We start from the raw sequence: 24,188 nt of genomic DNA, 5'->3' as shown, positions 1-24,188 counted from the left end.
GCAACCAGAATTTAAAGGAGCGCCTGGATATTCACAGCGATATCAGTAAATGTTGTCTTGACTTCAAGATGCTTGACCCTTCAATAATGGCTTTGATTGGCACTCGTTTTCTTCACTCCCTGAAAAATTATTTCGTCTTATTAAGATGTAATTATGAAAAAACTATGGACAGAAGGTAAATTTTTGACTGGACGATTATTCTGAGCTTTTAGCAAGAATTTGAAGAAATATAATTGTCTAATTTTCGTTGCTTGAACTATTTTGTTTTTAAAGTTAGAGTTATTTTATACATAATAAAAGAGGGTGTCAGCTTTTGAGCAAGAGGTATTTTACCATTGGAATGGCAGGGCATATTGACCACGGGAAAACGTCGCTGACCAAGGCGTTGACAAACGTGGATACAGATCGCCTGAAAGAAGAAAAAGAGCGGCAAATTTCAATTGAACTTGGCTTTGCACCATTATATGAGGATGAGGAACTGCAAATTTCCGTTGTCGATGTCCCAGGTCATGAGCGCTTTATCCGCCAAATGATCGCTGGCGTTGCGGGAATTGACCTTGTAGTACTGGTGGTTGCTGCCGATGAAGGTGTTATGCCTCAAACGAGGGAACATCTTGATATATTAGGTTTTCTCGGAATAGGATCAGGTATTATTGCGATCACAAAGATTGACAGAGTTGAAGAAGAATTCGTTGAACTTGTTAAAGACGATATCTTAAGTGAGCTTGAAGGGACAGTCTTTGAGAATGCCCCCTTTATGATGGTCGATAGTTTATCTAAAAAAGGAATCAATGAATTAAAAGAATTGGTTATAGAAACGCTGAAAGAGCAAGAAATGCGTGATGCAAAAGGAGCCTTCCGACTGCCGATTGATCAGGTATTTACGGTTAAGGGACAAGGTACCGTTGTCAGAGGTACTGTTTACGAAGGGACGGTCGAAGAGGGCCAGCTTTTAAAAGTCTTGCCTTCCGGACTTGAAGTGAGAGCACGTCAATTGCAGGTGCATCATAAGCCAGCAAAAACGGCTTTCGCAGGGCAGCGAGCCGCCATCAATCTATCGGGCGTTTCGAAGGATGATCTTGAACGTGGGGAGGTCCTTGTTTCCTCTGAACATTTTATTGTAACGAATACGATAGATGTCGCAATCAGAGTTGTCGAGGACCTCGAGCACTTGGTAAAACAAAGGACGCCAATAAAGTGCCATATCGGTACCGCCGAAGTAATGGGACGGATTGTCTTTTTTGATCGAAATGAACTTAAGGAAGACAATGGAGAAATCCTTTGCCAGCTTCGTCTGGATGAAAAAATCGTCACAAAGCGCGGAGACCGGTTCATCGTCCGTCGGCCTAGTCCGCAGGAAACGATTGGCGGCGGTTGGGTAATTGACCCGCGTGGAAATAAATATCGATTTGGTCAGCAGACAATAGAAGAGCTGGAGAAAAAGAAGACAGGTACACCAATTGAACGAATTAATGCCGCTTTATATGAAGCGAAGAGTTTATCTGTCGAAGAACTGATAAAGCGAACTGCTCTGGATGAAGGATCGATTTTGGCCAATCTGAACGATGACCAGTTTGTCCGGATTTCGAAAAAGGAATATGCCCTTATCTCAGTTGTTGAACTCATTGAAGAGGATATCAAGGACCGGCTGGAAGATTACCATCATGAAAACCCTATGAGAACCGGTATGAACAAAGCCGAGTTGCTTCAGTCACTTCAAAAATCATTTTCTAAAACTTTGCTTGAATTTATTATCGATAATGGCATCAACAAAGGCTTATTTCTCAGGAAGGAACAGTATATTTACCTGGCAAACTTCATTCCTCATGTCCCGAAAAACTGGGTGAAGCGGACAGAGAATATGCTTAACGAACTTAAGGCAGATGGACTAAAAGTTGCTTACCTGAATGATTATATAAAAACTGCCGGCATCCCGGACTCCATAGCAGTTGAGTTGAAACGCTTCCTTGAAGACCAGGGTGAGATTGTCTTGCTTGATGATCAATATGCCTGGTACGGAGCTCATTTTGCTGAGTCAGTCCAGAAGCTGAAGGATCATACAGGAGAAGAATTTGAGGTGCCGCAGGCTAAGGAAGCAGTGGAGTTATCGCGGAAATACATGATTCCTTTCCTGGAGCGTCTCGATTCACTTGGATATACAAGAAGAATTGAGAACAAGAGGGTTTGGCGGAAATAATCCTATCAAATGGATTATTGAACGGTGCAATTCTTGCACATAGTCCAATGGGTATAGGTTTCGGACAAATTAGAAGAAAACCAAAGGGATTTTGTCCGAACATGAGTGAACTTTGGACAAATTAGAAGGAATGCAACGGGATTTTTTTCGAACCCGAGAGTATCCTTCGTACAGATTCCATAATCAATCAAAAACAGCAGTCCCCCTAGGGGAAGCTGCTGTTTTTCTTCTCAAAACTGTTTACATAATATTATTATTTAACTCTCTGTAGATTTAACTTGCAATGGAGGAGGGATTAACCATCCCTTTGTTTTATTCAGTTTCAGCATCTTAGCCCCGAATTGTGCTTTAGCCATATGGAACTGGCCATACATTACAGCAATATCTTCCCTGATGGATTGGCCAATCATTGTGCTGGCAGCTACTAAGCCTTCTGCAACATCCTTTGAAACGGCAGCGGCAATTTCAGGGTCACTGAATCTTGCTCCCGGTGGAATATCTTCCAGATGAGCAACTGGGCGTTCGGGGGGGGCAGGAGGAAGCCCAATTCCATTTGTTTTTAGTAATTCCTCAACCTGCTTGTTTTCTTCCTGCATCGCTTCAATGGCTTCTTGAACAAGTTTTTTGAGATCCTCATCACCAATATGATTGATAAACGTCTGGTATGCAGCAATCAATCCGTGATTGACGGAAAGATGGCTCCACGTGCCATAAACCTCACCATAATGCATTGGTTCATCTTTAGGATTCCCGCTTAAAATTCCCATGATCGCACTCCTTATCGTTTCTATATTCATTGTTTTTCTCCTTATTAAAGGAAGTTGGTCCATTGATTATTTTGCATAGTCCTGACTAATTGATACTTATATTTTCATGGAAAATAAAGGGTGGAGTAATTTGAATGACGAATTACATAATTAGAGGAAATCTACGTTCTGAGACCCGCGTTTGGTGGATAAGAGGGGGGGGCTGGCTTTGAACAGTCAGCATCCCGAAAACCGGAGCCTGTAACCTTTAGAAATGCAACATGGTTAATGGGGGACTACTCTTCAAAAGGAAATAATACATACAAGACAGTATTCATCTGAGAAAACCATGAAGCGGAAATTGCGAAGGTCATTTTAGAAGTCAATCATAACAAGTATAATGCAAAGATTTTAACTAGCGATAATAGGAAGTTCTGGACCCATTTATCAGATGTTGAAGATGCCCAAAGCGATATAACAAAGATCTCCGGATATTCATCTGACGGGAAATTATATATGAAGACTTTCTTAACTTACCTGAATGAGAAAGAGCTTGGTCATTCCAAGCTCCTGATCATTCTCCGAAAAAACCTTCGTATATTTTAGTAATATCATCCCTTAACTTCTCAACCTGTACAATCCTGGCTTCTCTTAAATATTCACGTCCATCTGCATAGAGGACAAGGACGGGAACTGTGAAGGCCATCAAGAATCCGGCGATTTCTTCGACCTTGCCAGCATTTACTAAGCCGGTTTCGATTTTAGGGAAATCTTTCATTACTTCCTCAACCTGAGGAAGCAGACCATGGCAGACACTTCAACTGTCGGTCAATACATAAATAAAGCTTAATTCATTGTCACTGATCAAGCTTTTAACTTCATCCATTGTCGTTAGTTCTCTCATTAAATATACCTCCTTATCTTATTGATACCCATTTGAAAATAGAATAGCCTTATGCATAGTAATCATACTATAAAAAGGGTAATGGGTATAATAAGGAGGGGTGATAGAATGGGCAATCCGTGGAATGAACGTTTTGGGTCTGAACAATATGTGTATGGTGAGGAACCAAACCTATTTATAAAGAACCAGGCACACAGGCTGGAAAAGGGGCGGAAGGTTGTATGTTTCGCGGAAGGAGAAGGCAGGAATGCTGTCTACCTTGCGAAAAAAGGTCTAGATGTCACAGCTTATGACTATGCGCTGAATGGGTTGAAGAAAACTGAAGCCTTGGCTGAAAACAATGGGGTGAAAATCAAGACTGAACAGAAAGATTTAATTCACGATTCAGTACCAAGTGCTGAATTCGACGCAGCGATCATGGTTTTTGGCCATTTTGCTAAACAAGACCAAAAGACTGTGTATGATAAATTAGTATCGGCTGTAAAACCAGGTGGCATAGTGATGCTTGAAGTATATTCAGAGGACCAGGTCCAATATGAAACAGGCGGGCCAAGAACAGTGGATATGCTTTACGATCCAGCAGACCTGTTACAATGGGTGAAAGGATATAAAGTATTGCATTTCTTCTACGGAGAACAGGAACGAATTGAAGGTCAATTGCATACCGGGACCGGTCATGTGATCCAGGTAATTTTGGAAAAATAAAGCTTTGTATATTCAGCGATTCTTCTGAAAAGAAGGTCGCTTTTTTCTATTTTTACAAGGATTTTCCAAGGATTTGTCGAATTTATTACAGAGGAAAATTGAAAGGACAAAGGCCATGAAATTTAACATTGATAAAGGCTGTTTTTATGAGGCTTTATCCGATTTAAGCAGGAGTATTTCAGCAAAAGCAGAACCGCATATCATGAGCGGTATTAAAATTACAGCCCACACTGAAGGATTAACCCTGATCGTCTGTAACCACTTATTTTTCATTGAAAGGACAATTCCGATTGGGACTGACAAAATGTTGACTATTTATGAAACAGGAAGTGTTGTGGCACCGGCAAAACATTTAGTTGATTTGGTGAAGAAGCTTCCAGAGGAACTTACAGTTGAGTTAATGGATCGACATAAGCTATCAATAAAGACTGACGAAATCTCTGTAGTGTTAAGTTGTTTTGACGTAGAGACATATCCTAAGCTTCCTGTCCTCAACCTTAATAACAGTGTTCAAATACCTGGCAGTCTTTTAAATGAGATTTTGAGCCAAACGGCGTTTGCTGCTTCTTCCTCAGATACACGAACCGTGCTAACCGGATTGCTGGTCACCTTTCAGGATAACAAAATCAAATGTGCAGCAACTAATTCCCACAGATTAGCACTGAGAGAATGCGATATTGAAACTGACATTGAAGGCTCCTATATTTTGCCGCTAGCATCAGTTAAAGATTTCATGAGATTGTTCAACGATTCAGTAGATATGATTACTGTTTATGTAAGTGAGAACTATCTTGTCTTTAAAGCTCTTAATCTTGCAATGTACACAAGACTAATTGAAGGGAACTATCCGGATCTTGATAGTCTCATTCCAGCACATCCAAAGACAATGATTACGGTCCAAACTTCCAAACTATTGAAGGGAATCGATCGAGCCAGTTTATTTAACCGGGAATCAAGGAACAACAACGTTAAATTGGAATTGATGCATGGAAGCACCCTTAAAATATCTTCATATTCTCCGGATTTGGGCAATATTGAAGAAATACAGCAAATCATTGAATTACATGGTGAAAAGGAATTGTCCCTATCGTTGAACAGCACATTTTTAATTGAGGCATTAAAAGCTTTTACGGAAGAAGAGGTTAAGTTGAACTTCACCGGATCAATGAGACCAATATTGATCAAACCGAACAGCAACAAGCGTCACTTACACCTTATATCACCTGTGAGAGGGTAAATCAGAGAGTCTTTGGGAGGTATTTATGAAAGAAACAATACAAAGCTATGAGGATTTATTAACAATGTTAGACCATCTTCTGAAAGAAGAGAGTGAATTCAATTGGGATAATTTTTATTCTGATCGAGAAAGAAGAGTACCTTTTTTTGAAAATCATCCCGATGAGAACTTAGTGGAATATGTTGAAACGGAGAGAATTAAGGCGGGAAAAGCGTTGGAATTAGGCTGTGGACCAGGAAGGAATGCAATTTATCTGTCCAGGAATGACTTTCATGTGGATGCTGTCGACCAATCAGAAGAAGGATTGGGATGGGCTGAAGAGAGGGCAAAAGAACAAGGGGTTCACGTGAATTTTATTCAAAGCAATATTTTTGATTTGGATATTGAAGAAGGTACATACGATCTTGTGTATGATTCTGGCTGCTTTCATCATATCCCTCCTCATAGGAGAATGAGTTATATTGAGCTGGTAAAGAGAGCTTTAAAGCCTGGTGGTTTCTTCGCGCTAACTTGTTTTGTTCTGGGAGGAGAGCTTGGCGGAGCCGCTATTTCCGATTGGGAGGTCTATAGAGGTAGAAGCATGAGAGGCGGTTTAGGTTTTACGGAAGAAAAACTTAAGGAGATTTTTCACGACTTTAATGCAGTTGAAATCCGAAAAATGAGGGACAAGGGACCTGAATCTTCCCAATTTGGAACATCTGCACTATTAGCTGCATTATTCAAAAAAGAAACAATGGAGTGAATGAGTTGGGATATATCAGAGAGTTAAGAAAACTAGTGGGTCACAGGCCGCTTATTTTGCCAGGAGCTGTTGTGCTTGTTTTTAACAATAAAGGTCAATTACTTCTTCAGCATAGAAGTGACGGGGGCTGGGGTCTTCCAGGAGGATTAATGGAACTAGGAGAGAGCCTCGAAGAAACTGCAAGAAGGGAAGTAAAAGAAGAAACGGGACTCGACATTGGAGAACTGAAGCTTGAGGGCGTAATATCAGGTGCTGAATATTATTTAAAAGTAGCCAATGGCGACGAACTCTACTCAGTGACTACAGTCTATTCCACAAATGAATATGTCGGGGAACTAGAGATAGATGAACTTGAATCAATCGATCTTCAATTCTTTAGCTTGGATCAATTGCCTGAAGACTTGCAAAAAAGTTACATGGATTATATAAAACATTATCTTCAAAATAACGCCATAGAATAGTGAAAACGATTTGTGGCTCATTGTCCCGAAGTCGAGAAAGGCAATTAAAAGAGGTGTTCAAATGATCGCTGAACAAAGATGGGAAGATTTCTATTGTGATGAAGTATTATCTGGTAAAACCCCGGTTGAAAAGGTATTTGAAACGGAGCAGACTCTCGCGTTTCATCACACTCGGCCATATTATGAGGTACATATTATTATCATTCCCAAAAAACATATTTTATCCTTTTTAACAGTATCCAGTGAGGAAAATGAAATTTTGATTGATGTGCTTCAAGTTGTGAAGCAGATTGCCTCTAAGCTTGAAAAGGATTATGGGGCCTGCACGATTTCGACTAACATTGGAAACTACCAAAGCAATAAGCATATGCACTGGCATGTCCATTTTGGTGCAAGGGTTCGTGACGAACAAGGACGGTTGCTTCATGATCACCAGGCAAAATAATGGATTTGAATTAATTGATTTCATCGAAATGAATGAAATGGAAATGAACAAGTATCACCCGCTGGCAGGCTCTCATGCGATAATCGAGATAAAGGGCGGTTATCTCCTAGGTTTTAATAGCTTGAGGCAACAATGGGAAGTACCGGCTGGCAAAAGGGAGAAAGGTGAAACACCTTTGGAGTGCGCTCAAAGAGAACTGCTTGAAGAAACTGGACAGTTTGTTGAAGACCTTGAATTTATTGGATTGGCAAGGGTGAGGAATCTCCAAAATGAAACTGAAAAGTTTAATCCGATATATTACTCGTCAGTTGATTCTTTACTCCCTTTCCAAGAGAACGTAGAAATGACCGAAATAAGACTTTGGGATTTAAAAGAAACTATACACATCGATCAGGTAGATTTGGCAATATTAGACTATGTTAGTCTATTAAAGTTGAGAGATAAAAAGTGAAAAAAAAATTAACTTTCGTCAGACACTACTCACAGGTTTTTTGGTCGCTACAATCATGACGTTTGTGCGTAATATGTTCGATTGGGAAAATGGATTCTACTACGGTATTTTTGCTTTCATTGTTACTTTAGCTGTTGCCTTTATCTCACAGAAACTGATTAAAGACTAATCAAAAAAGGACTTATTCCTAAGTCCTTTTTTGTTCTTCTATAATTTTTCGCATTTGATAATAATCGTCGTCGGTACTGACTCAACTTTAGGGCGGTTATACCATCTGTTATGATCCCGGTTTATTAATTCCTCGTTGATTCTAACGTCTTCCACCATTTTCACAATCTTAAAACCTGTATCGACTAGTGAATTGATGTATGTACTTACTTTATACTGCTGCATGATGGCAGGGTGGTTCCATGCCTGATGATCATAGGGGCCTTCTTCATGGTAGGATTTATTAAACAACAGGCCATCCTCTGTATTTTGGATCCGGCTAAATAATGGATGTTCCCAGCTGAAAATGAATGTTCCGCCTGGCTTTAAATATTGATAGACATTCTTAAGTGTCTGTTCCAGGTTCGTCGTCCAACCAAGAGCGAAAATCGAGTAGACAACATCAAAATAGGCATGGGGCAAGCCAGGATCCAGTTCCATAGGTGATTGGAATAATTGAACCTTTGCATCTTTTAGTAATTCCTTTGCCGCTGAAATTTGTGAGTGTGAAAGATCCAACCCCCACAGTTCAGCAGCGCCATTGTCGTTCATGTACTTCAAAGAGTGGCCGCTTCCACAACCAATATCGAGAATTTTTTTTCCGCTTACGTTCTCAAACAGGTTAAGCTTAGTTTCCTCAGGAGCAAAGGGACCGTACTCGGGCAGTGCCGTTCTTCCATAAAATCGAGGAGCGACCACATCCCAGCTCTTTTTATTGATTAATAGTGTGTCATTGTTCAAACTTAATACCTCCAACTCTTAATATGTTATATTTCTCTAATATCTAGTATTTTCCTTCGAAAATTTTTGTGGTTTGTAATAATTAATGATTTGAAAATTCATTTGCCAGCTTATTAAAAGAATTTGATGATGGCTAATTCTAAATAGCTAGGTGGTTATATGGAGGGAAAGACGTATGCTAGCTGCAGGTATTCATGGATTAATCCTTGCATTCGGTTTGATCCTGCCATTAGGGGTCCAAAATGTATTTGTTTTCAATCAGGGATCAATGCACAAAAAATATAGGAGGGTATTGCCGGTTATCCTGACTGCTTCGATAAGTGACACACTCTTGATCACTTTGGCTGTGTTGGGAATATCGGTCATCGTATTGCAGGTTGCCTGGCTAAAAACATTGCTATTATCAGCAGGAATACTGTTTTTAATTTACATGGGTTATTTATCCTGGAAAAGTACAACCTCTGAAATATCAGCTCAACAGGAGGCTTTTTCCCCAAAAAAACAAATAACCTTTGCAGCCTCGGTTTCCTTGCTAAATCCGCATGCGATCATGGATACTATCGGAGTGATAGGAACAAGTTCGCTGAACTATGCAGGACCGGCGAAAATTATATTTGCGCTGGCCTGTATATTAACATCCTGGATTTGGTTTTTTGCACTTGCCTTTGTTGGCCGGCAAGTGGGGAGGTTAGGAAAATCAAATGGTTTTCTCATTATCATGAATAAGGTATCCGCTATGATTATCTGGGGAACAGCCATTTATTTGGCGGTACTTCTTTTTAACCGTTAAGAGGCGTTTTAAGGTTACATAAGCACCTTATGCAATCGATGAAGAAAAGCTGAAAAAAATAGAGTTCTTCATATTGAAAATGAAGGACTCTATTTTTACTTACCTCCTCCTCCGGCGTTTTAGATATTGGACAGTTGTCTCTAGTTCTTCCAAACGTTGATTTTTTTCTGTTAACTGAATCTTGGTTTGATTTAATTCCTCTTTTACTTCGCTCAATTCAGCTGAAAGTTGTTCGACTTTATGTTTTAAGCTTGTAGTGTCAGAATCCTTTTCTTTAATTTCTGACTGATTTAAAGTCCTTGAAAGCAATGATAAAGTAGTTGGATTTATAAAGCCTTGTGCAGCAGTCACCAGGGAGTTAAGTGTTTCTGCATTCAATTGATTATCTTTTGGTGCTTCAATATTATCGGTTGCTTTCTCGTTTTCTGGTAATTTCTTGAGGATTGCTTCTGTAAAATTAAGTATTTCATTTAATGACGGATCTTTTTTTAGACGGTCAATATATGGCTTTACTTCATTTTCATTCATTTAATACTTCCTTTCTATCTTTTAGTAAGATCTCCCCGGCATATACCGGTATAGCCGGAGAGACTGTAAGGAACATCAAGTTTCCAATCTTACAAAGAGATTAAGCAGCACCGTTTTCGACAGCAATTACTTCACCGATGCAATTGTAAAGGACATCAGCTAAAGCATCCTGACCCAACAAAATCGCAACGACTAAAGCAAGAGCCAGCAAAAGAACAACAATCGCAGTGATTAACATCTCTCCACCTCCTTCCGTTTAGAAGATAGGTAAGATCCGAACCTTACAACAACATCATATGTAAAAATATCGGACGAGCATCAGCTTATATCATAGATTAGTGAATTCGGGCTGCCTATTTATAAAACCTGCAGGCAATTGTTTGCTAATCTGCAAGGTTTCTTATATGTTGGAGTTACAAAACTAAGGAGGGATTGTATAATTGTCTGAGCCAATCGCCTTAACGAAGATAACAGTGATTCAAAAAGATACCCCTAATAAGATAAGAGAGGCTTATATTGGCGGTTTTAGTGAGCCTTTGGTTTTTGGAGTCCATGGCGGAGTAAAGCAGTTCTATGGTGTAAATCCAGAGGTAGAATATCCGTCAACGCTTGATTATATTGTTTCTGCAGCAGGCGGCTGACTGGTAGGAACCCTATCTGGCGCGCTGGAGGCGCGTAAAATACCAACTTCTCCTGATAAAGTCATGGCTAAAGTCCAAGGAACAATTGAAGCACCGGAAGGAGTCCTTAAAATTACGAAAATTAGCTGTCACTATGAATTGAAGGTCCCTGCCGGAAAAAGTGAAGCTGCCGAAAGAGCATTGACTGTTTTTGAACGGGGATGCCCGGTTGCACAAACATTAAGAGGCTGTATCCAGTTCACCCATACTTGGCAAATCGAAGAATACTAATAAAGTGAGTCCTTATCTAAATAAGATGAGGGCTCATTTTTACTTTATAATGGAAACAGAGCAAAATTGTGTCACACTTTTCATTCTGTTTCGACTTATCGTATAGATGGCGGAAATGAGGTGGGGGAAATAAACGATAAATTTAAGGAACAACAGATAATGGAATGGTATGAGATATATTATAAAGATATTTACCGGTTTATTTTTTACATGATGGGAGACCGTCAATGCTGCGAGGACTTGATACATGACACTTTTTTGCGGGCCTTTACGTCCTATGAGAAATTCGAAAATAGAACGAATGTGAGAACCTGGCTTTTTAGTATAGCAAAGCATCTCGTAATAGATGAAATACGCAGGAGAAAAAGAAAGAGGGTTTTTTCATTATTTGCTAATGACCCAGAGATCCAGTCGCCTTTTAACATTGAACAGTATATTGAACACAGAGAAACAATAGAGAGAACACTAGAAGCAATCCAGCAGCTTAAACCAGACTACCGGCTTGTGATTACTTTGAAGAAGGTTGAAGAGTGTTCCACCAAGGAAATCTCTGAAATCCTGGGTTGGTCGGAATCAAAAATCAGAAAGACTTTGTCTAGGGGCTTAGCTGCATTAAAAAAAATGGATGTATTGGAAGGGAGTGAATATTTTGAGAAAACCTTCTGATAGAAATTGGACTGTCCTAAGATCATTTACCCCAGCAGAAGATGAAAAAGACAGGATGAGAAGTAAGATCAGGTCATCGATTCGTGCACAAGCTGGATTAAATGTAAAACGTCGAATATTCGAGTTGAAAAATGTTGTATTAACAGCACTATTTGTAATCATCTCGGCAGGTCTGCTCATCCAGTTACAACAACAATATCAATCTCCAAATGGGTCAGGACAATCGCAAGCAGTTAATGAACTCAGTCTCAATTGGGATTTAGAAAGCATATATAGCGAAAAGAACGAGGAGGGTTATGCCTTTTTTGAAAAAGGCAACCTTGAACAAGTAGGAATGGCTGAGTTTGTAACTGATGGAGAGAAGAATAAAATCATAAATACGAGCGCTATGAATATGGCAAAAGAGATGGTGAACTTTCCTTATCCAACATCATTATATATCGAACACGTCAAAATGATGGATGTTAGCCTCCGGTACCATTTCTTCGTCGAAGCCGGAAAAGAAACAATGCATTTCAGTTTCGATTACCCAAAACTTGAATATTCTGAAATTTTCCAGGTCATTTCATCACTTGATGTTATCAAACCTAAACCATATCGACATGATGAGCAGCTTTATGTTACCCATGGCTACGGAAGTCTCCCTTATCCTGTTGGATTAAGACCAGTAGAGTTAATAGGTGATAAAGAAAAATATGTATGGGAGCAAGGGGTACCGCAACAGTTTAAAGATTATATCGAAAAAATCAAATCAACTGGGATTTGGAAGCAGATCAAGGGTGGCGGTTCATCATACACATTAGAATCCACAGATGGTACAGAAATAGTTGAAATTTCATTAAAAGAAAAAGAAATAACCTACCATTATTCATATCCTAACAGAGAAGAGTAAAAAGACATTTTTAGGAGAAAAAGGATTTTATGATAAGTAGCCGAATTCTTATATATATCTTGAAAAAAGGGGAATCCATGTGATTGATTTAGTGCGTGTGAAACAAGAGGAGGAACAAACTCTTCAAAATTTAATTCAATTTTATATTTACGAATTTACTGTCTTTCAGGATATCAATCTTGAAATGAATGGCAGTTTTGCTCCATTTGATTTGAAGCCGTATTGGTCCGAAGCTGATTTATACGCTTATTTTATAATCCGCAATGGGGAGCTGGCAGGTTTTGCAATGGTCGAAAGCGGAGACCCAAATGTCATCCTAGAGTTTTTTATCATGAGGAAATTTTACCGGAGAGGGTTCGGCAAAATTGCTGCATTTAAGCTGTTTGATCAATTTCCTGGAAAATGGAGCATCACTCAGGTAGAGAAAAATGAACCGGCAAGGAACTTCTGGCGGAAAGTGATAGGCGATTATACCAGCGGTAACTATATTGAAACGTTTGATGATTACAATCGATCCATACAAGAATTCAACACAGGATTAAAAGTTAAATAGTTTTATCTAAATAGCTAAAATAATGATTGCAAAATGACATAGCATTTGTTTATAATGGTAAAAATATCTAATCGATGATAAAGAGAGTAATTATTCTTCGTTTGCTTCAGCGAGTCAGGGACGGTGGAAGCCTGGTGCATCAGAGTAATGAAGCGCACTTTTGAGATGCTTGCCTGAATGGAAGTAGGGTCGGCCGGGAATTTCCCGTTATCAATGAAAGAAGGTTCCTTAGTGTGGAACAATTTGAGTGGTACCGCGGGATAACTCTCGTCTCTTATATAGAGGCGGGAGTTTTTTGTGTTTTTAAAAGGGGGGATTTCTAATGGAATATGTAAAACTGTATTCAGAATTGCTTACTGCCGAGATAGATGGGCTTCTTACTTGTAATGAAATAGAGAGGTTAATTGAGAAACCAAAATTTTTGCACCAGGGGGACTTGGCTTTTCCATGTTTCCAACTGGCGAAAACGATGCGAAAGCCACCAGCTGAAATTGCCAAGGGTCTAAGTTCACGATTGCAAAGCCAGGTCGATGGGTCATTCAATCGGTTTGAACCAGTTGGCGGTTATATAAATGCGTTCTTAAATAAGCAAAATGTCGCCAAAGAACTTTTAAACGAAATACGGCAAAAAAAGAATCATTATGGTGACCTTAACCTTGGTGAAAGTCAGACTATAACAATTGACCTTTCATCGCCCAATATCGCTAAACCATTTTCCATGGGCCATCTGCGGTCAACCGTTATAGGGAATTCCCTTTCACTTATCTATGAAAAATGTGGATACAGAACAGTGAAAATCAATCATCTAGGAGACTGGGGAACTCAGTTTGGCAAACTCATCACGGCATATAAGCTTTGGGGCACTGAGGAAAAAGTGAAGGCTGAACCGATACAGGAGCTGCTTGCACTTTATATAAAATTTCATCAAGCCGCTGAAAGCCAGCCACAGCTTGAACAAGAGGGCCGCGACTGGTTCAGACGCCTGGAAAATGGTGATGCTGAAGCACTCGAGCTTTGGAAATGGTTCAAGGATGAATCATTGAAGGAATTTAAAAAGATATACGACCTTATGGGAATTGAGTTTGATTCATATGCTGGAGAAGCTTTTTATAATGATAAAATGGAACCAATCGTGAAAATGTTAAGGGAAAAGGGAGTGCTTGAAGATTCTGATGGGGCACAAGTAGTCAAATTGGATGAATCTGAAGCTCCTTGTTTAATAAAAAAATCGGATGGTGCCACTTTATACGCTACACGAGATTTAGCTGCAGCCAAGTACAGATTCGAAGAGTATTCTTTTGTGAAGTCATTATATGTGGTGGGTAACGAGCAAACCCTTCACTTTAAACAGATAAAAGCAGTGCTTGCAAAAATGGACTTTCCATGGGCGAATGGTATTACTCATGTTCCATTTGGAATGATGTTAAAGGACGGCAAAAAAATGTCCACAAGGAAAGGCAAAGTCGTTTTGCTTGAAAATGTTCTTCAAGATTCTATTCAGTTGGCGGAAAAGAATATAGAAGATAAAAATCCTTCTTTGGCCAATAAGAAAGATATTGCCGTAATGGTCGGTACTGGTGCTGTTGTTTTTCATGACCTTAAAAATTTCCGTATGAATGATATTGAGTTTTCCCTTGAAGAGATGCTAAAAGTCGAAGGCGAAACAGGACCATATGTTCAATATACAAATGCCCGGGCACAATCATTGGTGAGAAAGGGGGCATTTGCAGATGGCGATGGGGAAGTCAATTTGGCTGCAGATAGTGAATGGCCCGTGATAACTGAGCTTCAAGTATTTCCGGATACAATCAAGAGAGCGATCGAAAAAAATGATCCATCCCTAATTGCTAAATATGTCTTAAACTTGTCACAGGCTTTTAATAAATACTACGGAGAAGTCAAGATTCTTGAAGATGATGCAGAAAAAGATGCCCGACTCCAGTTGGTCCATTCTGTTAGCATTGTTCTTGAAGAAGGACTTAGGTTGCTTGGCCTTAAAGCACCGAATGAAATGTAAAAAGAGTCCCTGGATAATACCAGGGACTCCATTAGTTTCAATTGTGTTCTATATAATTAGCGAAAAGTTCACCAGAGATGTCGCTTAACTTCAGTTCTACATCTGTCTCATCAAAAAACCATGTATCGTTTGATTCGACAAAAAAGGTAATTCCATCAATCTCTTGCTGTTCAGCAGCAATCGCAGGTGCTTCAAGGGAAAATGCCAGGCTATAGCCTTTGTTCTTGTCGCCAAACCCGGCATATTGAGGGTAAAGGCGGATGTGAAACGGTTTAGGTGTATCAAATTCCTGTTCAAACCATTTGAATGCGTTTTGATCAATCTTGATTGTCATCTTTGCACCATCCTTTCGTTAGTTTTATTTTAAAACCTGAATGGTACTGGTTGCCGTGCTTTATGTCACAGTTTTTGCGTTGTCATGAAAGTGTCAAATATACTTATAATAAAAACAGCTCCCAAATTGGGAACTGAAGATATTAAACATTTGATTCTTTTTTACGCATTGCTTCTGGGATGTAGACACAAAATGGCTCGCTGTCCATATAGTCACCGGTCACTGCGTACGTTCTGGAGCGGGAACCCCCGCAAACAAAGCGGAATTCACATACACCGCATTTGCCCTTATATTTGTCAGGGCTTCGCAAGTCTTTAAAGATAGGGGAGTTTCGATATATTTCAGCCAATGGTTTTTCGCGGACGTTCCCGCCAACTAGAGGCAACAGCCCTGAAGGCATGACATCACCGGTATGTGAAACAAACAAAAATCCGTTTCCGTCATTTACACCTTTAGGCGCTCGCTTCAACCCATCAATCACAGAGGCCATATCTTTAGTTAAAGTGTCTTCATAACGAATTCCATCGTTTTTATTGACTCTATTTTCTCGTGCTTTTTGCTGAAAAACTACACGTCTATAATGTTGAGCTGCAGTGGTTTTAATATCGTATGGAGCGGTTTTGCTTAACTCGAAAAGCCATCTAAAAACTTTTTCGTGTTCTGCTGGAGTAAGGCATGCATCCAGCTGTCCCCGACCTGTAGGTACAAGCAGGAAGATGTACCACATTACTACCTTGAGTTCTTTCATCAATTCGGCCATCTGTTCAAGATGTTCATAATTGTAGCGGGAAATAACCGTATTAAGCTGCAATGGCATATTCAAATCGTTCAGGTATTTTACTTTTTCAATTGTAAGGTCAAACGATCCAGGAGTGCCGCGAAAATGGTCATGAATTTCAGGAGTAGGACCATCAAGGCTGAAAGCCCATCTTGAAAGTCCGACTTCTTTAGCTCTTTGCATTTTTTCTTTCGTCACATTATCTGTGGCGCTAGGGGTCATTGAAACGCGCATCCCTTTATTAATTGCATATTCCGCAAGGTCAAAGAGATCTTCTCGCATCATACAGTCCCCACCAGTAAATACAAGCATAGGATTCCCCATGTCGTATATCTGATCGATCAGATTTTTGCCTTCTTCAGGTTTCAATTCCAATGGGTCAGGCTTATTCTGAGCATCTGCTCTGCAATGCAAGCATTTAAGCTGGCAAGCCCTCGTAACTTCCCAGATAACGATATATGGATTTTCATTAAAATCAATTCCAGCAGGGTGTCCGCCCGAAGGGTGTGTTTGTCTAAATCCATGCATTTATACCACCAACTTTTTTATCATTTATTTACTCATTATAAAATAAGAGATTGTATACGCATGTAATGAATGTTACATTATTTCGAAAACGGTTTTAGCAGGAAAAACAATATCTCTTTAGATAACATATATTGGAGGAGTTTAAAGCAACTCTAATAAAATTAACTGAAATATTTGAAACTTATTCACTGACCATTCCGTCTATTTAATGGGAGTAATTTGGTGTTCTGGAAATGGGGGATATCGGTGGTGAAGAAGTCTGTTCTGTGGGTAACCATATCTTTATTGATTTTATTCTGTGTAATAAGTTGGAGTACTTATAGCCGGTATAAACCCACCCCTCCGGATTTAGAAGTGGTTGTAGCCAAACATGCTGTGGAGGTTAAGCCTGTAACTTATTCGTTGAGGAAATGGGGAAGGACAGCATCGGCAGATACTAATACCGACCCTGCTGTCCTCTTAAAAGAATCACGTCCAATTATTGTTGAGACTGATGACAAGATCAGGCTATTATTTGAACAATCACCTGATTCTGTGAAATGTTACTTATGGGAAATGGATACAGGAAAGCTCGCATATAAAGGACTTAAAGGGTACCCATTAAACCTTGAGGAGTCGAATGTTGCTACTGGGGATTATGCAATGGAAATTCGTGCTAAATGGGGAAATGGCTACGTTTTATATAACACAAGAATTATTGTACACGATGATACCGAATAATCTGCCATTGGTTTGCCGAAAAGCATGCTAATGGCTTTTTCCCTTTTTGGAGCTATTTAGGCTGGCATATTTCTTTGCACTCTTGCCATACTAAAACAGTACCAATACTCTGAGAAAGAAGGGACCAATATGACAGTAGGAGCTCAAGTCAAACAAACAATCGCTGGTCTAAAAAGTGCACAGGCAAGTTTGGAGACTTTTGCACTTGGTACAGATAATCAGCAAGCTAAACAACTATATCAGACAGCTGCTCAACAAACTCAAGCAGTTATTGATAGCATTCAACCACGTCTGCAGGAGATTGAACAAGAAGAACCACAATACAAACAGTAAATAGCCAGGGAGGGCAGGGGGAACCCGCCCTTTTCTTATATAAAGGAGTGAAATAAATTGACAATTGCATCAGATGTTAACCAGGTCCTTTCAACGATAAAAGGGATTGAGGCACAGTTATCTTCCATGTCAATGAATACCAGTAACCCTGAAGCTAGCAAAATTTTTCACGAAACGATGCTAGTCATCGGAGAAATAAAAACAGATGTGCAAAAAAGGAAAACTCAGCTTGAAATAGAAGAGCCCCAATATAAAAGCTAGAAGGTGAGAAAATGAATGAATGGATGCATATAATTGTTTCGTCTGTGTTATTTGTGGTGACATTGTTTGCAATTACGAAAATTGGCGGGAAAAAGCAACTGTCCGAGCTGTCATTTTTTGAATATGTTTCGGGCATCACGATAGGAAGTATTGCTGGTGAAGTAATAATGGGTCTTGATGGTAATTTGTTTCATGGAGTTTTGGCCATTGTAATATTCGGATCTTTTACATTTTTACATGACCTCTTAGGAATTAAAAGCAAGAAGTTTAGTGAGTTTTTTGAAGGAAAGGCAACGGTAATAATAAAAGATGGAAAAGTAATGGAAGAGAATTTGAAAAAGGAAAAATACACGATCGATGAATTGAATTCTTTGTTAAGACAGAAAAATGTTTTCAAGACATCAGATGTTGAGTTTGCTGTTCTGGAGCCAAAAGGCGACATAAGTGTATTGCTAAAAAAAGAATTGATTCCTATTACACCAAAGGATTTAAACATGCCTGTCGCTCCTGAAAAGGAGACCTATACTGTCATCATGGATGGAAATGTAATGCATGACCAATTAGCATCTGTTGGTAAAAACAAAGGATGGCTGGATATTGAGCTAGACAATCTAGGAGTGACTATTGAAAATGTTTTTTTAGGTCAAGTTGATTCTTATGGCAAATTAAGCATTGATACTTACGATGACCAACTTCAGATTCCATCACCTCAACCGAGGAAATTATTGTTGGCCATGCTTAATAAATGCCAGGCAGACCTAGAATTGTTTGCTTTAGGGACAGAGTCGACAAGTACTAAGGAAATGTACAATAAGAACGCTAAAAAATTGCAAGAAGCGATCAATAAAGTGAGACCATTTTTGAAAGAATAGACAGCTTATTATGTAATCTTTTTCCGGAATACCAATTTGCAGATATCGAATACTAAGAAGGAGGGGATTATTAGAACTCCTCTAATTTATAAAGGGGTGCTGCCGATGAATAGATCTGCATGGATTTCCACGCTGATGAGAACGAATATACCTCAAAACATGATGAAAATGTTCGGATACAGACGTAAGAGAAATCGCTCCATGACGTATTCGATTGTAGGAGTTGTAGCGAGTGCTGCAGCAGCGTTTCTTTTTCGAAATCGCATGGGAGATGGAATGAGGCAACTTTTCCAAAATTCAAATGCCGGAACAGCTTTTAATAAGCCAGTGGCTGCAGGACTTACAGAATTTGCAAAAGAAATCACATCTGGATTGAATACTGGTAAGTCAAGTCCATCTAATGGATTCCATTCGACAACCTCGACAAACCCTGAAAGCAGTCAGATGATTAATCAAATTGCATCAGCTGCCAAAGAAACTGGAAACAGCCAACAGGTCGATCACTTGGCTAATCAACTGATTAAGCGCAACCTTTAATAACTTGCAAGAAACAAAAATCCCGCTGTTACAGCGGGATTTTTGTTTTTCACTTAAAAATAATATTAACCTCATATAAAGTAAATATCATTGTTTGTTCAATTAATTAGTTCCTTTTTCCCTTGTTAATAAAACAGGCTGGGTAAACTGGCATAGATTGTTAAAGTTACAACAAGATTAAGCTTATATTTCATTCATGTAACAAAAAGTGTTATTAAAAGGAAAAAAGAGCCTGAAAACCCTGTAAATAATAGGTTTTGGCTCATTTTTGGCATGTAAACGGTATTTTTACCAGAGGAAAACAATTCCTCACAAACCAATATTTATAGATTCAAAACTAGTTTGGGAAACTCTACTATTAAGCTGTAATCGAAATCAAAGGAGTTGCTCTAACATGAAAAAACAGCTTTTGACGGTGGCTGCAACAGCCGGGATTTTATTTACTTCATTCAATGGTTCTGCAAGTGCTCATGATAAATTACACACAGTACAATCTGGAGATTCTTTATGGAAACTTTCAAATATATATAATGTTGCTATAAATGATATTCAAAAGTGGAATAATTTATCAAGCTCAACCATCTATGTAAGTCAAAAACTATCAGTTTTAGCGCCGCACAGTCATTCAACTGGTGCTAGTACTGCCGTAAGCACATCTGGTTCTACGTATGTCGTAAAGACAGGCGATACGTTATGGGGAATATCAAAATCAAATGGAATGTCCATTAGCGGACTTAAATCATTGAACGGACTTAAATCTGATGTGATCTATCCTGGACAAAGATTAAAAGTGTCTGGGACTGTTGCTACAACTGCAACAACAGCACCAGCCAGCTCATCCAGCACATACTCAGTCCGTAGCGGTGACAATTTGTCAACGATTGCTGCTCGCCATAATTTATCGCTATCACAATTGATGTCTTTTAATAATCTGAAATCTCATCTTATCTTCCCTGGTCAGGTATTGAAGCTATCCGGTTCAGCTTCAACACCAGTTGCTACTAATGTATCAACTGCAAGTACTCCTGTCATGGCGACATATGGTTCTACCTCTAAGGTAAACTCATTAATTGCTGAATCCAAAAAGTATATAGGTGTACCTTATGTTTGGGCAGGGAGCACGCCGGCTGGGTTTGATTGTTCAGGATACTTAAACTATGCATATAGCAAAGTCGGAATTTCAATCCCGAGAACAGTCGCGTCCATTTGGGATGCTACAAAACCTGTTTCTTCACCAAGTGTAGGAGACCTAGTGTTCTTTGAGACATATAAGGCAGGGCCATCCCATGCAGGCATTTATCTAGGCGATGGCAAGTTTATTCATGCCGGTTCTTCAAGAGGAGTAGAAATCAGTGATATGAATAACTCCTATTGGAAGCCGCGTTACCTGGGTGCAAAAACTACATTTTAGTATATGATATAGACCTTTACCCACCTCTTTGAATTTTAAAACCTCCTGACAGGAGGTTTTTTTATTTTATTTTTATTTTTTGTTCCTATTCACTTATCATACAATAAACACTGCTTTTAATTTGTAAACCACTTGATATATAGCGTATAATCCAATTAAAATCTTATTTGCTAACGTGCAAGTGTTTGGATGTAGACCATCTTGGATTAAAATTATTTGTACATAGTGAATTCTGGTAGTTTAACGATTTGGAGGCATATAAAGTGAGAATTCCTATACTAAAGTTAAAAGATTATTTATTAGTTTCCATTCAAGTAGAATTAGATGACCAAACGGTATTGACTTTTCAAGAGGACTTGTTGAATAAAATTAAAGATACAGGAGCAAAAGGTGTCGTAATTGATTTGACTTCAGTCGATATGATTGATTCGTTCATTGCAAAAGTATTGGGCGACGTAATCGTAATGACAAGCCTGATGGGCACCAAAGCTGTCCTTACAGGTATCCAGCCTGCTGTCGCCATTACGTTAATAGAACTTGGCATAACAATGGAGAATGTCCATACTGCACTGGATCTTGAGCAAGGAATTTCGATATTAAGCCAATTGTTAGAGGGTTAGCCAAATGACAGAACCGATTATCATTAATATTAATAATGAATTTGATATAGTGCTGGCCCGTCAAAAAGGGAGAGAGGTTTCAAAAGATCTCCAATTTGGTGGAGTTGACCAGGCAAGAATAACGACAGCAATTTCTGAGCTCGCAAGAAATATTTATTTATATGCGGGCAGCGGTCAAATTACTATTGAGGTATTAGAGGAGAACGGAAGAAAAGGAATCCAGATTTCTGCTTCTGATAATGGGCCAGGTATTAATGACATAAGGATGGTCTTGCAGGATGGGTTTTCAACTTCAGGCGGTCTTGGTGCAGGACTTCCGGGGGTTAAAAGGCTAATGGACAGCTTTGATATTGATTCTATGCCAGGAGCTGGTACAAAAATCACGATTGCCAAATGGGCTAGATAAAGAGGGATTTGAATGAGGCTAGAGAAGATTCATCACGTCGCCATTATCTGTTCAGATTATGAAAAGTCAAAAGAGTTTTATACAAAAGTCCTTGGCTTTAAGGTCGTCTCAGAAATTTATAGAGAAGAACGAAGGTCATATAAATTGGATTTAAGTATTGGAAGTCACTATCAAATTGAATTGTTCTCTTTCCCAGACGTTCCAGCACGCCCGAGTTATCCTGAGGCTGCTGGTCTCAGGCATCTCGCTTTCACTGTGGAAAATCTATCTTCATATGCAAATTATCTTGAAAAGCAAGGATTGGAAGTGGAACCTATCAGAATTGATCCACTAACTCATAAGCAATTTACATTCTTTACCGATCCTGATGGATTACCAATTGAATTATATGAAAAGTAATATCAGTAATATCCTCTGTCTCGATTTCCACGCTTAAATTTGTACCGCATTGTTGCTCTGTGCAATTGGTTTGAGCAGACTTAAATGTCCCAAAAAAGTAAAGTGCAATTCTGGTGTCAAATCCACCCAAGATAATAAAAAAGGATGTTCAGCGACAGCAGCTGAACATCCTTTTCGTTATTTTAAAAGAGCCATTGCTCGTGAACTTGCTTACGTGCCATCTCTAGGATTTCTTCCTCAGATGTTTCACGGTCAGCAATGACGTTGGTTAAATAATTTTTCCCTTTTAGGTCTACGCTTACTGTGATTTCTCTCATCATACATTTTCCTTTCTTCTTGTTTTACTTGATGTTAAACCCCTTTGTTATACTAATTACCATCTTAACGATTTAGGTAAACCTACTGGACTGGCAGAAGTTTATATTTTAGTTGATGATATGTGTCTGGATGCTGAATTGCCACGTGAAAAGTCAATCAAAAGTTTGTTGGAATTCGCTTTAATGCAAAGTGGTTAGAGGAAAAGCTCCTCAACCATCATATACATCTCGCCAGCGGGTTTGGCTATATTCCTTAAGGGGAATAGCATGAATACTAATGCTAAGGAGGGAATAGCTCATGGATAATTCAAAAAAAGACCCGCAAAGCTTGGTTGAATACGAACGAGAAAAACTTGGCGAAGATAAAAAGATAGATGAATTCAAGGATCAAGGAAGAGTTCCCGACCAGCAAAATAGGTTAAAGGATCAGGAAAACTTGAGAAAATAAGATCAAAGCAAGCCGGAGATCATTCCGGCTTTTTTTTTGTATTTGCAAAGAAAAAAGTTTCCAATTTATGCAGGAAATTTTTTGCTTTTGGTTGAATATATATTATGGAAATATAGAGATTTAGAAAAGGGGAACAAGATTTTGAGTGCACATAATGCTGACCGTGCCGGGAGTTTGCTGATAACAGTCGCTGTTATCCTGCTCTTCGCATCTGTACCAATTGGGATTTTTATCGTATCTTTTATTCACAATTCAGTTTACCTTGACCGTTCGCACTGGTTTTTTGACAGTCCGATGTCATCTTATATTACGATGGTTGCGGTTTTTTTGATTATACCTGTGTTACTGATCTTCATGGCCATATACCTTTTTAAAACTGATGAATCAAGAAAGAGAAGTTTCAATGTTTTTATTGCCGCTGCTTTCACCCTGGTGATTATGGCTGCAGGTGGTTACTTGAGTATTGACAATTATTATTTTATGGATAAGAATGGCTTGTATTATGATGAGCTCTGGAAATTAGAACAAACCGAATATTCTTGGAATGAAATTACCGAGATGAAACAAATCAACAAAAAAGAGGGTGGTACCTTAACACCTGATAAAGTGATATTCACATATGATGATAAAAGAATTGAATTGCCGTTGACTCCTAAACTAAGAAACGAAATTGACCCTGTAATCAATTATATTGAGAATACAAAAGGGGTCGAACTGGTCATGGAGAATATCACTACAGATGAAGAATAGACGAAAAAACCCTTCCATCGAAGGGTTTTTATTTTAATTTAATCATTTAAGCAAACTATAATGAACAGCATTTATCTTTTAGACTTCTGAAAAAAATACTGGAAGCCGTAAGCGAAAATAGCAAATGAATAAATAATACTGAAAAAATACATTGGTTTCAGTCGCTCTAGTTGATAGATGCTCATTTTCTTAAAAAGCTTAGTGATGGGAAATGCTAATAAATAGTCAATCACCAGATTAATCCCTAAATACTGCCAAAGATTCCCGTAGGCCAGGCGGAA

33 protein-coding genes and 1 other annotated feature are annotated in these 24,188 nt (G+C 38.9%); of the genes, 25 read left to right on the top strand and 8 right to left on the bottom strand.

The window, feature by feature from the left end:
- Positions 1 to 313: 313 nt before the first annotated feature.
- Entirely contained in the window at positions 314 to 2,197 is a 1,884-nt protein-coding gene (gene selB / locus TY49_RS10185) for a selenocysteine-specific translation elongation factor (RefSeq protein ID WP_084135445.1), read from the top strand.
- A 257-nt stretch (positions 2,198 to 2,454) separates the two neighbouring features.
- Here selB and TY49_RS10180 read toward each other — a convergent pair whose 3' ends face one another.
- Together TY49_RS10180 and TY49_RS10175 are read right to left on the bottom strand one after the other, a co-directional pair.
- Positions 2,455 to 2,994 carry a DUF3231 family protein gene (locus TY49_RS10180; RefSeq protein ID WP_041965797.1) on the bottom strand — a complete coding sequence of 180 codons (540 nt, stop codon included), beginning with the start codon at positions 2,992 to 2,994 and terminating at the stop codon, positions 2,455 to 2,457.
- Positions 2,995 to 3,517: 523 nt separating this feature from the next.
- The gene (locus tag TY49_RS10175; RefSeq protein WP_041965796.1) at positions 3,518 to 3,721 is read right to left on the bottom strand and encodes a thioredoxin domain-containing protein; all 204 of its coding nucleotides are present in this window, start codon (positions 3,719 to 3,721) and stop codon (positions 3,518 to 3,520) included.
- Positions 3,722 to 3,955: 234 nt separating this feature from the next.
- Between TY49_RS10175 and TY49_RS10170 the strand changes: the two genes are divergently transcribed.
- The 6 genes from TY49_RS10170 to TY49_RS10145 all read left to right on the top strand — a co-directional run bounded on the left by TY49_RS10170 (position 3,956) and on the right by TY49_RS10145 (position 7,888).
- Positions 3,956 to 4,552 carry a class I SAM-dependent methyltransferase gene (locus TY49_RS10170; RefSeq protein ID WP_041965795.1) on the top strand — a complete coding sequence of 199 codons (597 nt, stop codon included), beginning with the start codon at positions 3,956 to 3,958 and terminating at the stop codon, positions 4,550 to 4,552.
- Between the two features lie 115 nt (positions 4,553 to 4,667).
- On the top strand, positions 4,668 to 5,789 hold the full coding sequence (gene dnaN, locus TY49_RS10165; protein WP_041965856.1) for a DNA polymerase III subunit beta: 1,122 nt from the start codon (positions 4,668 to 4,670) through the stop codon (positions 5,787 to 5,789).
- A gap of 25 nt (positions 5,790 to 5,814) precedes the next feature.
- The gene (locus tag TY49_RS10160) at positions 5,815 to 6,531 is read left to right on the top strand and encodes a class I SAM-dependent methyltransferase (RefSeq protein WP_041965794.1); all 717 of its coding nucleotides are present in this window, start codon (positions 5,815 to 5,817) and stop codon (positions 6,529 to 6,531) included.
- Positions 6,532 to 6,536: 5 nt separating this feature from the next.
- Positions 6,537 to 6,992 carry an NUDIX hydrolase gene (locus tag TY49_RS10155; protein WP_041965793.1) on the top strand — a complete coding sequence of 152 codons (456 nt, stop codon included), beginning with the start codon at positions 6,537 to 6,539 and terminating at the stop codon, positions 6,990 to 6,992.
- Positions 6,993 to 7,053: 61 nt separating this feature from the next.
- A complete protein-coding gene (locus tag TY49_RS10150) occupies positions 7,054 to 7,437 on the top strand; it encodes an HIT domain-containing protein (protein ID WP_041965792.1) in 384 nt (127 codons plus the stop codon).
- Positions 7,418 to 7,888: an NUDIX domain-containing protein gene (locus tag TY49_RS10145; RefSeq protein WP_041965791.1), complete on the top strand. Its 471-nt coding sequence runs from the start codon at positions 7,418 to 7,420 to the stop codon at positions 7,886 to 7,888. The genes TY49_RS10150 and TY49_RS10145 overlap by 20 nt, the downstream gene beginning before the upstream one ends.
- Positions 7,889 to 8,095: 207 nt before the next feature.
- Here the strand turns inward: TY49_RS10145 and TY49_RS10140 are convergent, their stop codons facing one another.
- Positions 8,096 to 8,836, bottom strand: a complete 741-nt coding sequence (locus tag TY49_RS10140) for a class I SAM-dependent methyltransferase (protein ID WP_041965790.1) — start codon at positions 8,834 to 8,836, stop codon at positions 8,096 to 8,098.
- 175 nt (positions 8,837 to 9,011) lie between these two features.
- On the opposite strand from TY49_RS10140, the gene TY49_RS10135 reads away from it, so the two are divergent.
- Positions 9,012 to 9,626 carry a LysE/ArgO family amino acid transporter gene (locus TY49_RS10135; RefSeq protein ID WP_041965789.1) on the top strand — a complete coding sequence of 205 codons (615 nt, stop codon included), beginning with the start codon at positions 9,012 to 9,014 and terminating at the stop codon, positions 9,624 to 9,626.
- Between the two features lie 99 nt (positions 9,627 to 9,725).
- Here TY49_RS10135 and TY49_RS10130 read toward each other — a convergent pair whose 3' ends face one another.
- Both TY49_RS10130 and TY49_RS24625 read right to left on the bottom strand, forming a co-directional pair.
- Positions 9,726 to 10,154 carry a hypothetical protein gene (locus TY49_RS10130; protein ID WP_041965788.1) on the bottom strand — a complete coding sequence of 143 codons (429 nt, stop codon included), beginning with the start codon at positions 10,152 to 10,154 and terminating at the stop codon, positions 9,726 to 9,728.
- A gap of 100 nt (positions 10,155 to 10,254) precedes the next feature.
- On the bottom strand, positions 10,255 to 10,392 hold the full coding sequence (locus TY49_RS24625) for a hypothetical protein (protein ID WP_156972657.1): 138 nt from the start codon (positions 10,390 to 10,392) through the stop codon (positions 10,255 to 10,257).
- Between the two features lie 202 nt (positions 10,393 to 10,594).
- On the opposite strand from TY49_RS24625, the gene TY49_RS10125 reads away from it, so the two are divergent.
- From TY49_RS10125 to argS, 6 genes are all read left to right on the top strand, one after another.
- Positions 10,595 to 10,795, top strand: coding sequence for a hypothetical protein (locus tag TY49_RS10125; RefSeq protein ID WP_041965787.1), 201 nt, complete (start codon positions 10,595 to 10,597; stop codon positions 10,793 to 10,795).
- Positions 10,796 to 11,065: an OsmC family protein gene (locus TY49_RS10120; protein ID WP_084135444.1), complete on the top strand. Its 270-nt coding sequence runs from the start codon at positions 10,796 to 10,798 to the stop codon at positions 11,063 to 11,065. It begins immediately after the preceding gene.
- A gap of 159 nt (positions 11,066 to 11,224) precedes the next feature.
- Entirely contained in the window at positions 11,225 to 11,731 is a 507-nt protein-coding gene (locus TY49_RS10115; RefSeq protein ID WP_041965855.1) for an RNA polymerase sigma factor, read from the top strand.
- The gene (locus TY49_RS10110) at positions 11,715 to 12,623 is read left to right on the top strand and encodes a hypothetical protein (RefSeq protein ID WP_041965785.1); all 909 of its coding nucleotides are present in this window, start codon (positions 11,715 to 11,717) and stop codon (positions 12,621 to 12,623) included. Before TY49_RS10115 ends, TY49_RS10110 begins: the two co-directional genes overlap by 17 nt.
- 79 nt (positions 12,624 to 12,702) lie before the next feature.
- Positions 12,703 to 13,176 carry a GNAT family N-acetyltransferase gene (locus TY49_RS10105; protein WP_041965784.1) on the top strand — a complete coding sequence of 158 codons (474 nt, stop codon included), beginning with the start codon at positions 12,703 to 12,705 and terminating at the stop codon, positions 13,174 to 13,176.
- A gap of 65 nt (positions 13,177 to 13,241) precedes the next feature.
- Positions 13,242 to 13,454 (top strand) — a binding site (T-box leader).
- 44 nt (positions 13,455 to 13,498) lie between these two features.
- On the top strand, positions 13,499 to 15,193 hold the full coding sequence (gene argS / locus TY49_RS10100) for an arginine--tRNA ligase (RefSeq protein ID WP_041965783.1): 1,695 nt from the start codon (positions 13,499 to 13,501) through the stop codon (positions 15,191 to 15,193).
- Positions 15,194 to 15,230: 37 nt separating this feature from the next.
- On the opposite strand, the gene TY49_RS10095 is transcribed toward argS, so the two are convergent.
- Entirely contained in the window at positions 15,231 to 15,527 is a 297-nt protein-coding gene (locus TY49_RS10095; RefSeq protein ID WP_041965782.1) for a HesB/YadR/YfhF family protein, read from the bottom strand.
- A gap of 142 nt (positions 15,528 to 15,669) precedes the next feature.
- A complete protein-coding gene (locus TY49_RS10090; RefSeq protein ID WP_041965781.1) occupies positions 15,670 to 16,833 on the bottom strand; it encodes a TIGR04053 family radical SAM/SPASM domain-containing protein in 1,164 nt (387 codons plus the stop codon).
- 222 nt (positions 16,834 to 17,055) lie between these two features.
- On the opposite strand from TY49_RS10090, the gene TY49_RS10085 reads away from it, so the two are divergent.
- From TY49_RS10085 to gloA2, 9 genes are all read left to right on the top strand, one after another.
- Positions 17,056 to 17,553, top strand: coding sequence for a hypothetical protein (locus TY49_RS10085; RefSeq protein WP_156972656.1), 498 nt, complete (start codon positions 17,056 to 17,058; stop codon positions 17,551 to 17,553).
- 129 nt (positions 17,554 to 17,682) lie between these two features.
- Positions 17,683 to 17,886 (top strand): DUF1657 domain-containing protein, encoded by a 204-nt coding sequence (locus TY49_RS10080; RefSeq protein ID WP_023614288.1) that lies wholly within the window; start codon positions 17,683 to 17,685, stop codon positions 17,884 to 17,886.
- Between the two features lie 57 nt (positions 17,887 to 17,943).
- The gene (locus TY49_RS10075; protein WP_041965779.1) at positions 17,944 to 18,147 is read left to right on the top strand and encodes a DUF1657 domain-containing protein; all 204 of its coding nucleotides are present in this window, start codon (positions 17,944 to 17,946) and stop codon (positions 18,145 to 18,147) included.
- An 11-nt stretch (positions 18,148 to 18,158) separates the two neighbouring features.
- Positions 18,159 to 19,019 (top strand): DUF421 domain-containing protein, encoded by an 861-nt coding sequence (locus TY49_RS10070; protein WP_041965778.1) that lies wholly within the window; start codon positions 18,159 to 18,161, stop codon positions 19,017 to 19,019.
- A 105-nt stretch (positions 19,020 to 19,124) separates the two neighbouring features.
- Positions 19,125 to 19,556, top strand: coding sequence for a hypothetical protein (locus tag TY49_RS10065; RefSeq protein ID WP_052442150.1), 432 nt, complete (start codon positions 19,125 to 19,127; stop codon positions 19,554 to 19,556).
- Positions 19,557 to 19,950: 394 nt separating this feature from the next.
- A complete protein-coding gene (locus TY49_RS10060) occupies positions 19,951 to 20,967 on the top strand; it encodes a C40 family peptidase (RefSeq protein WP_041965777.1) in 1,017 nt (338 codons plus the stop codon).
- Positions 20,968 to 21,230: 263 nt separating this feature from the next.
- The gene (locus tag TY49_RS10055; RefSeq protein WP_041965776.1) at positions 21,231 to 21,587 is read left to right on the top strand and encodes an STAS domain-containing protein; all 357 of its coding nucleotides are present in this window, start codon (positions 21,231 to 21,233) and stop codon (positions 21,585 to 21,587) included.
- A 4-nt stretch (positions 21,588 to 21,591) separates the two neighbouring features.
- Positions 21,592 to 21,993 carry an anti-sigma regulatory factor gene (locus TY49_RS10050; protein WP_041965775.1) on the top strand — a complete coding sequence of 134 codons (402 nt, stop codon included), beginning with the start codon at positions 21,592 to 21,594 and terminating at the stop codon, positions 21,991 to 21,993.
- Positions 21,994 to 22,005: 12 nt separating this feature from the next.
- On the top strand, positions 22,006 to 22,392 hold the full coding sequence (gene gloA2 / locus TY49_RS10045) for an SMU1112c/YaeR family gloxylase I-like metalloprotein (RefSeq protein WP_041965774.1): 387 nt from the start codon (positions 22,006 to 22,008) through the stop codon (positions 22,390 to 22,392).
- 182 nt (positions 22,393 to 22,574) lie between these two features.
- Here gloA2 and TY49_RS10040 read toward each other — a convergent pair whose 3' ends face one another.
- Positions 22,575 to 22,712: a BA3454 family stress response protein gene (locus TY49_RS10040; RefSeq protein ID WP_232310430.1), complete on the bottom strand. Its 138-nt coding sequence runs from the start codon at positions 22,710 to 22,712 to the stop codon at positions 22,575 to 22,577.
- A 295-nt stretch (positions 22,713 to 23,007) separates the two neighbouring features.
- Between TY49_RS10040 and TY49_RS24620 the strand changes: the two genes are divergently transcribed.
- Both TY49_RS24620 and TY49_RS10035 read left to right on the top strand, forming a co-directional pair.
- On the top strand, positions 23,008 to 23,157 hold the full coding sequence (locus TY49_RS24620; RefSeq protein ID WP_156972655.1) for a hypothetical protein: 150 nt from the start codon (positions 23,008 to 23,010) through the stop codon (positions 23,155 to 23,157).
- Between the two features lie 141 nt (positions 23,158 to 23,298).
- Complete coding sequence (locus TY49_RS10035; RefSeq protein WP_156972654.1) at positions 23,299 to 23,907, top strand: hypothetical protein; 609 nt, start codon at positions 23,299 to 23,301, stop codon at positions 23,905 to 23,907.
- Positions 23,908 to 24,188: the final 281 nt, after the last annotated feature.

It is taken from the genome of Mesobacillus selenatarsenatis SF-1, assembly GCF_000813125.1.
GTDB lineage: Bacteria > Bacillota > Bacilli > Bacillales > Cytobacillaceae > Mesobacillus > Mesobacillus selenatarsenatis.
This window is presented reverse-complemented; position numbering and strand designations above follow the sequence as displayed.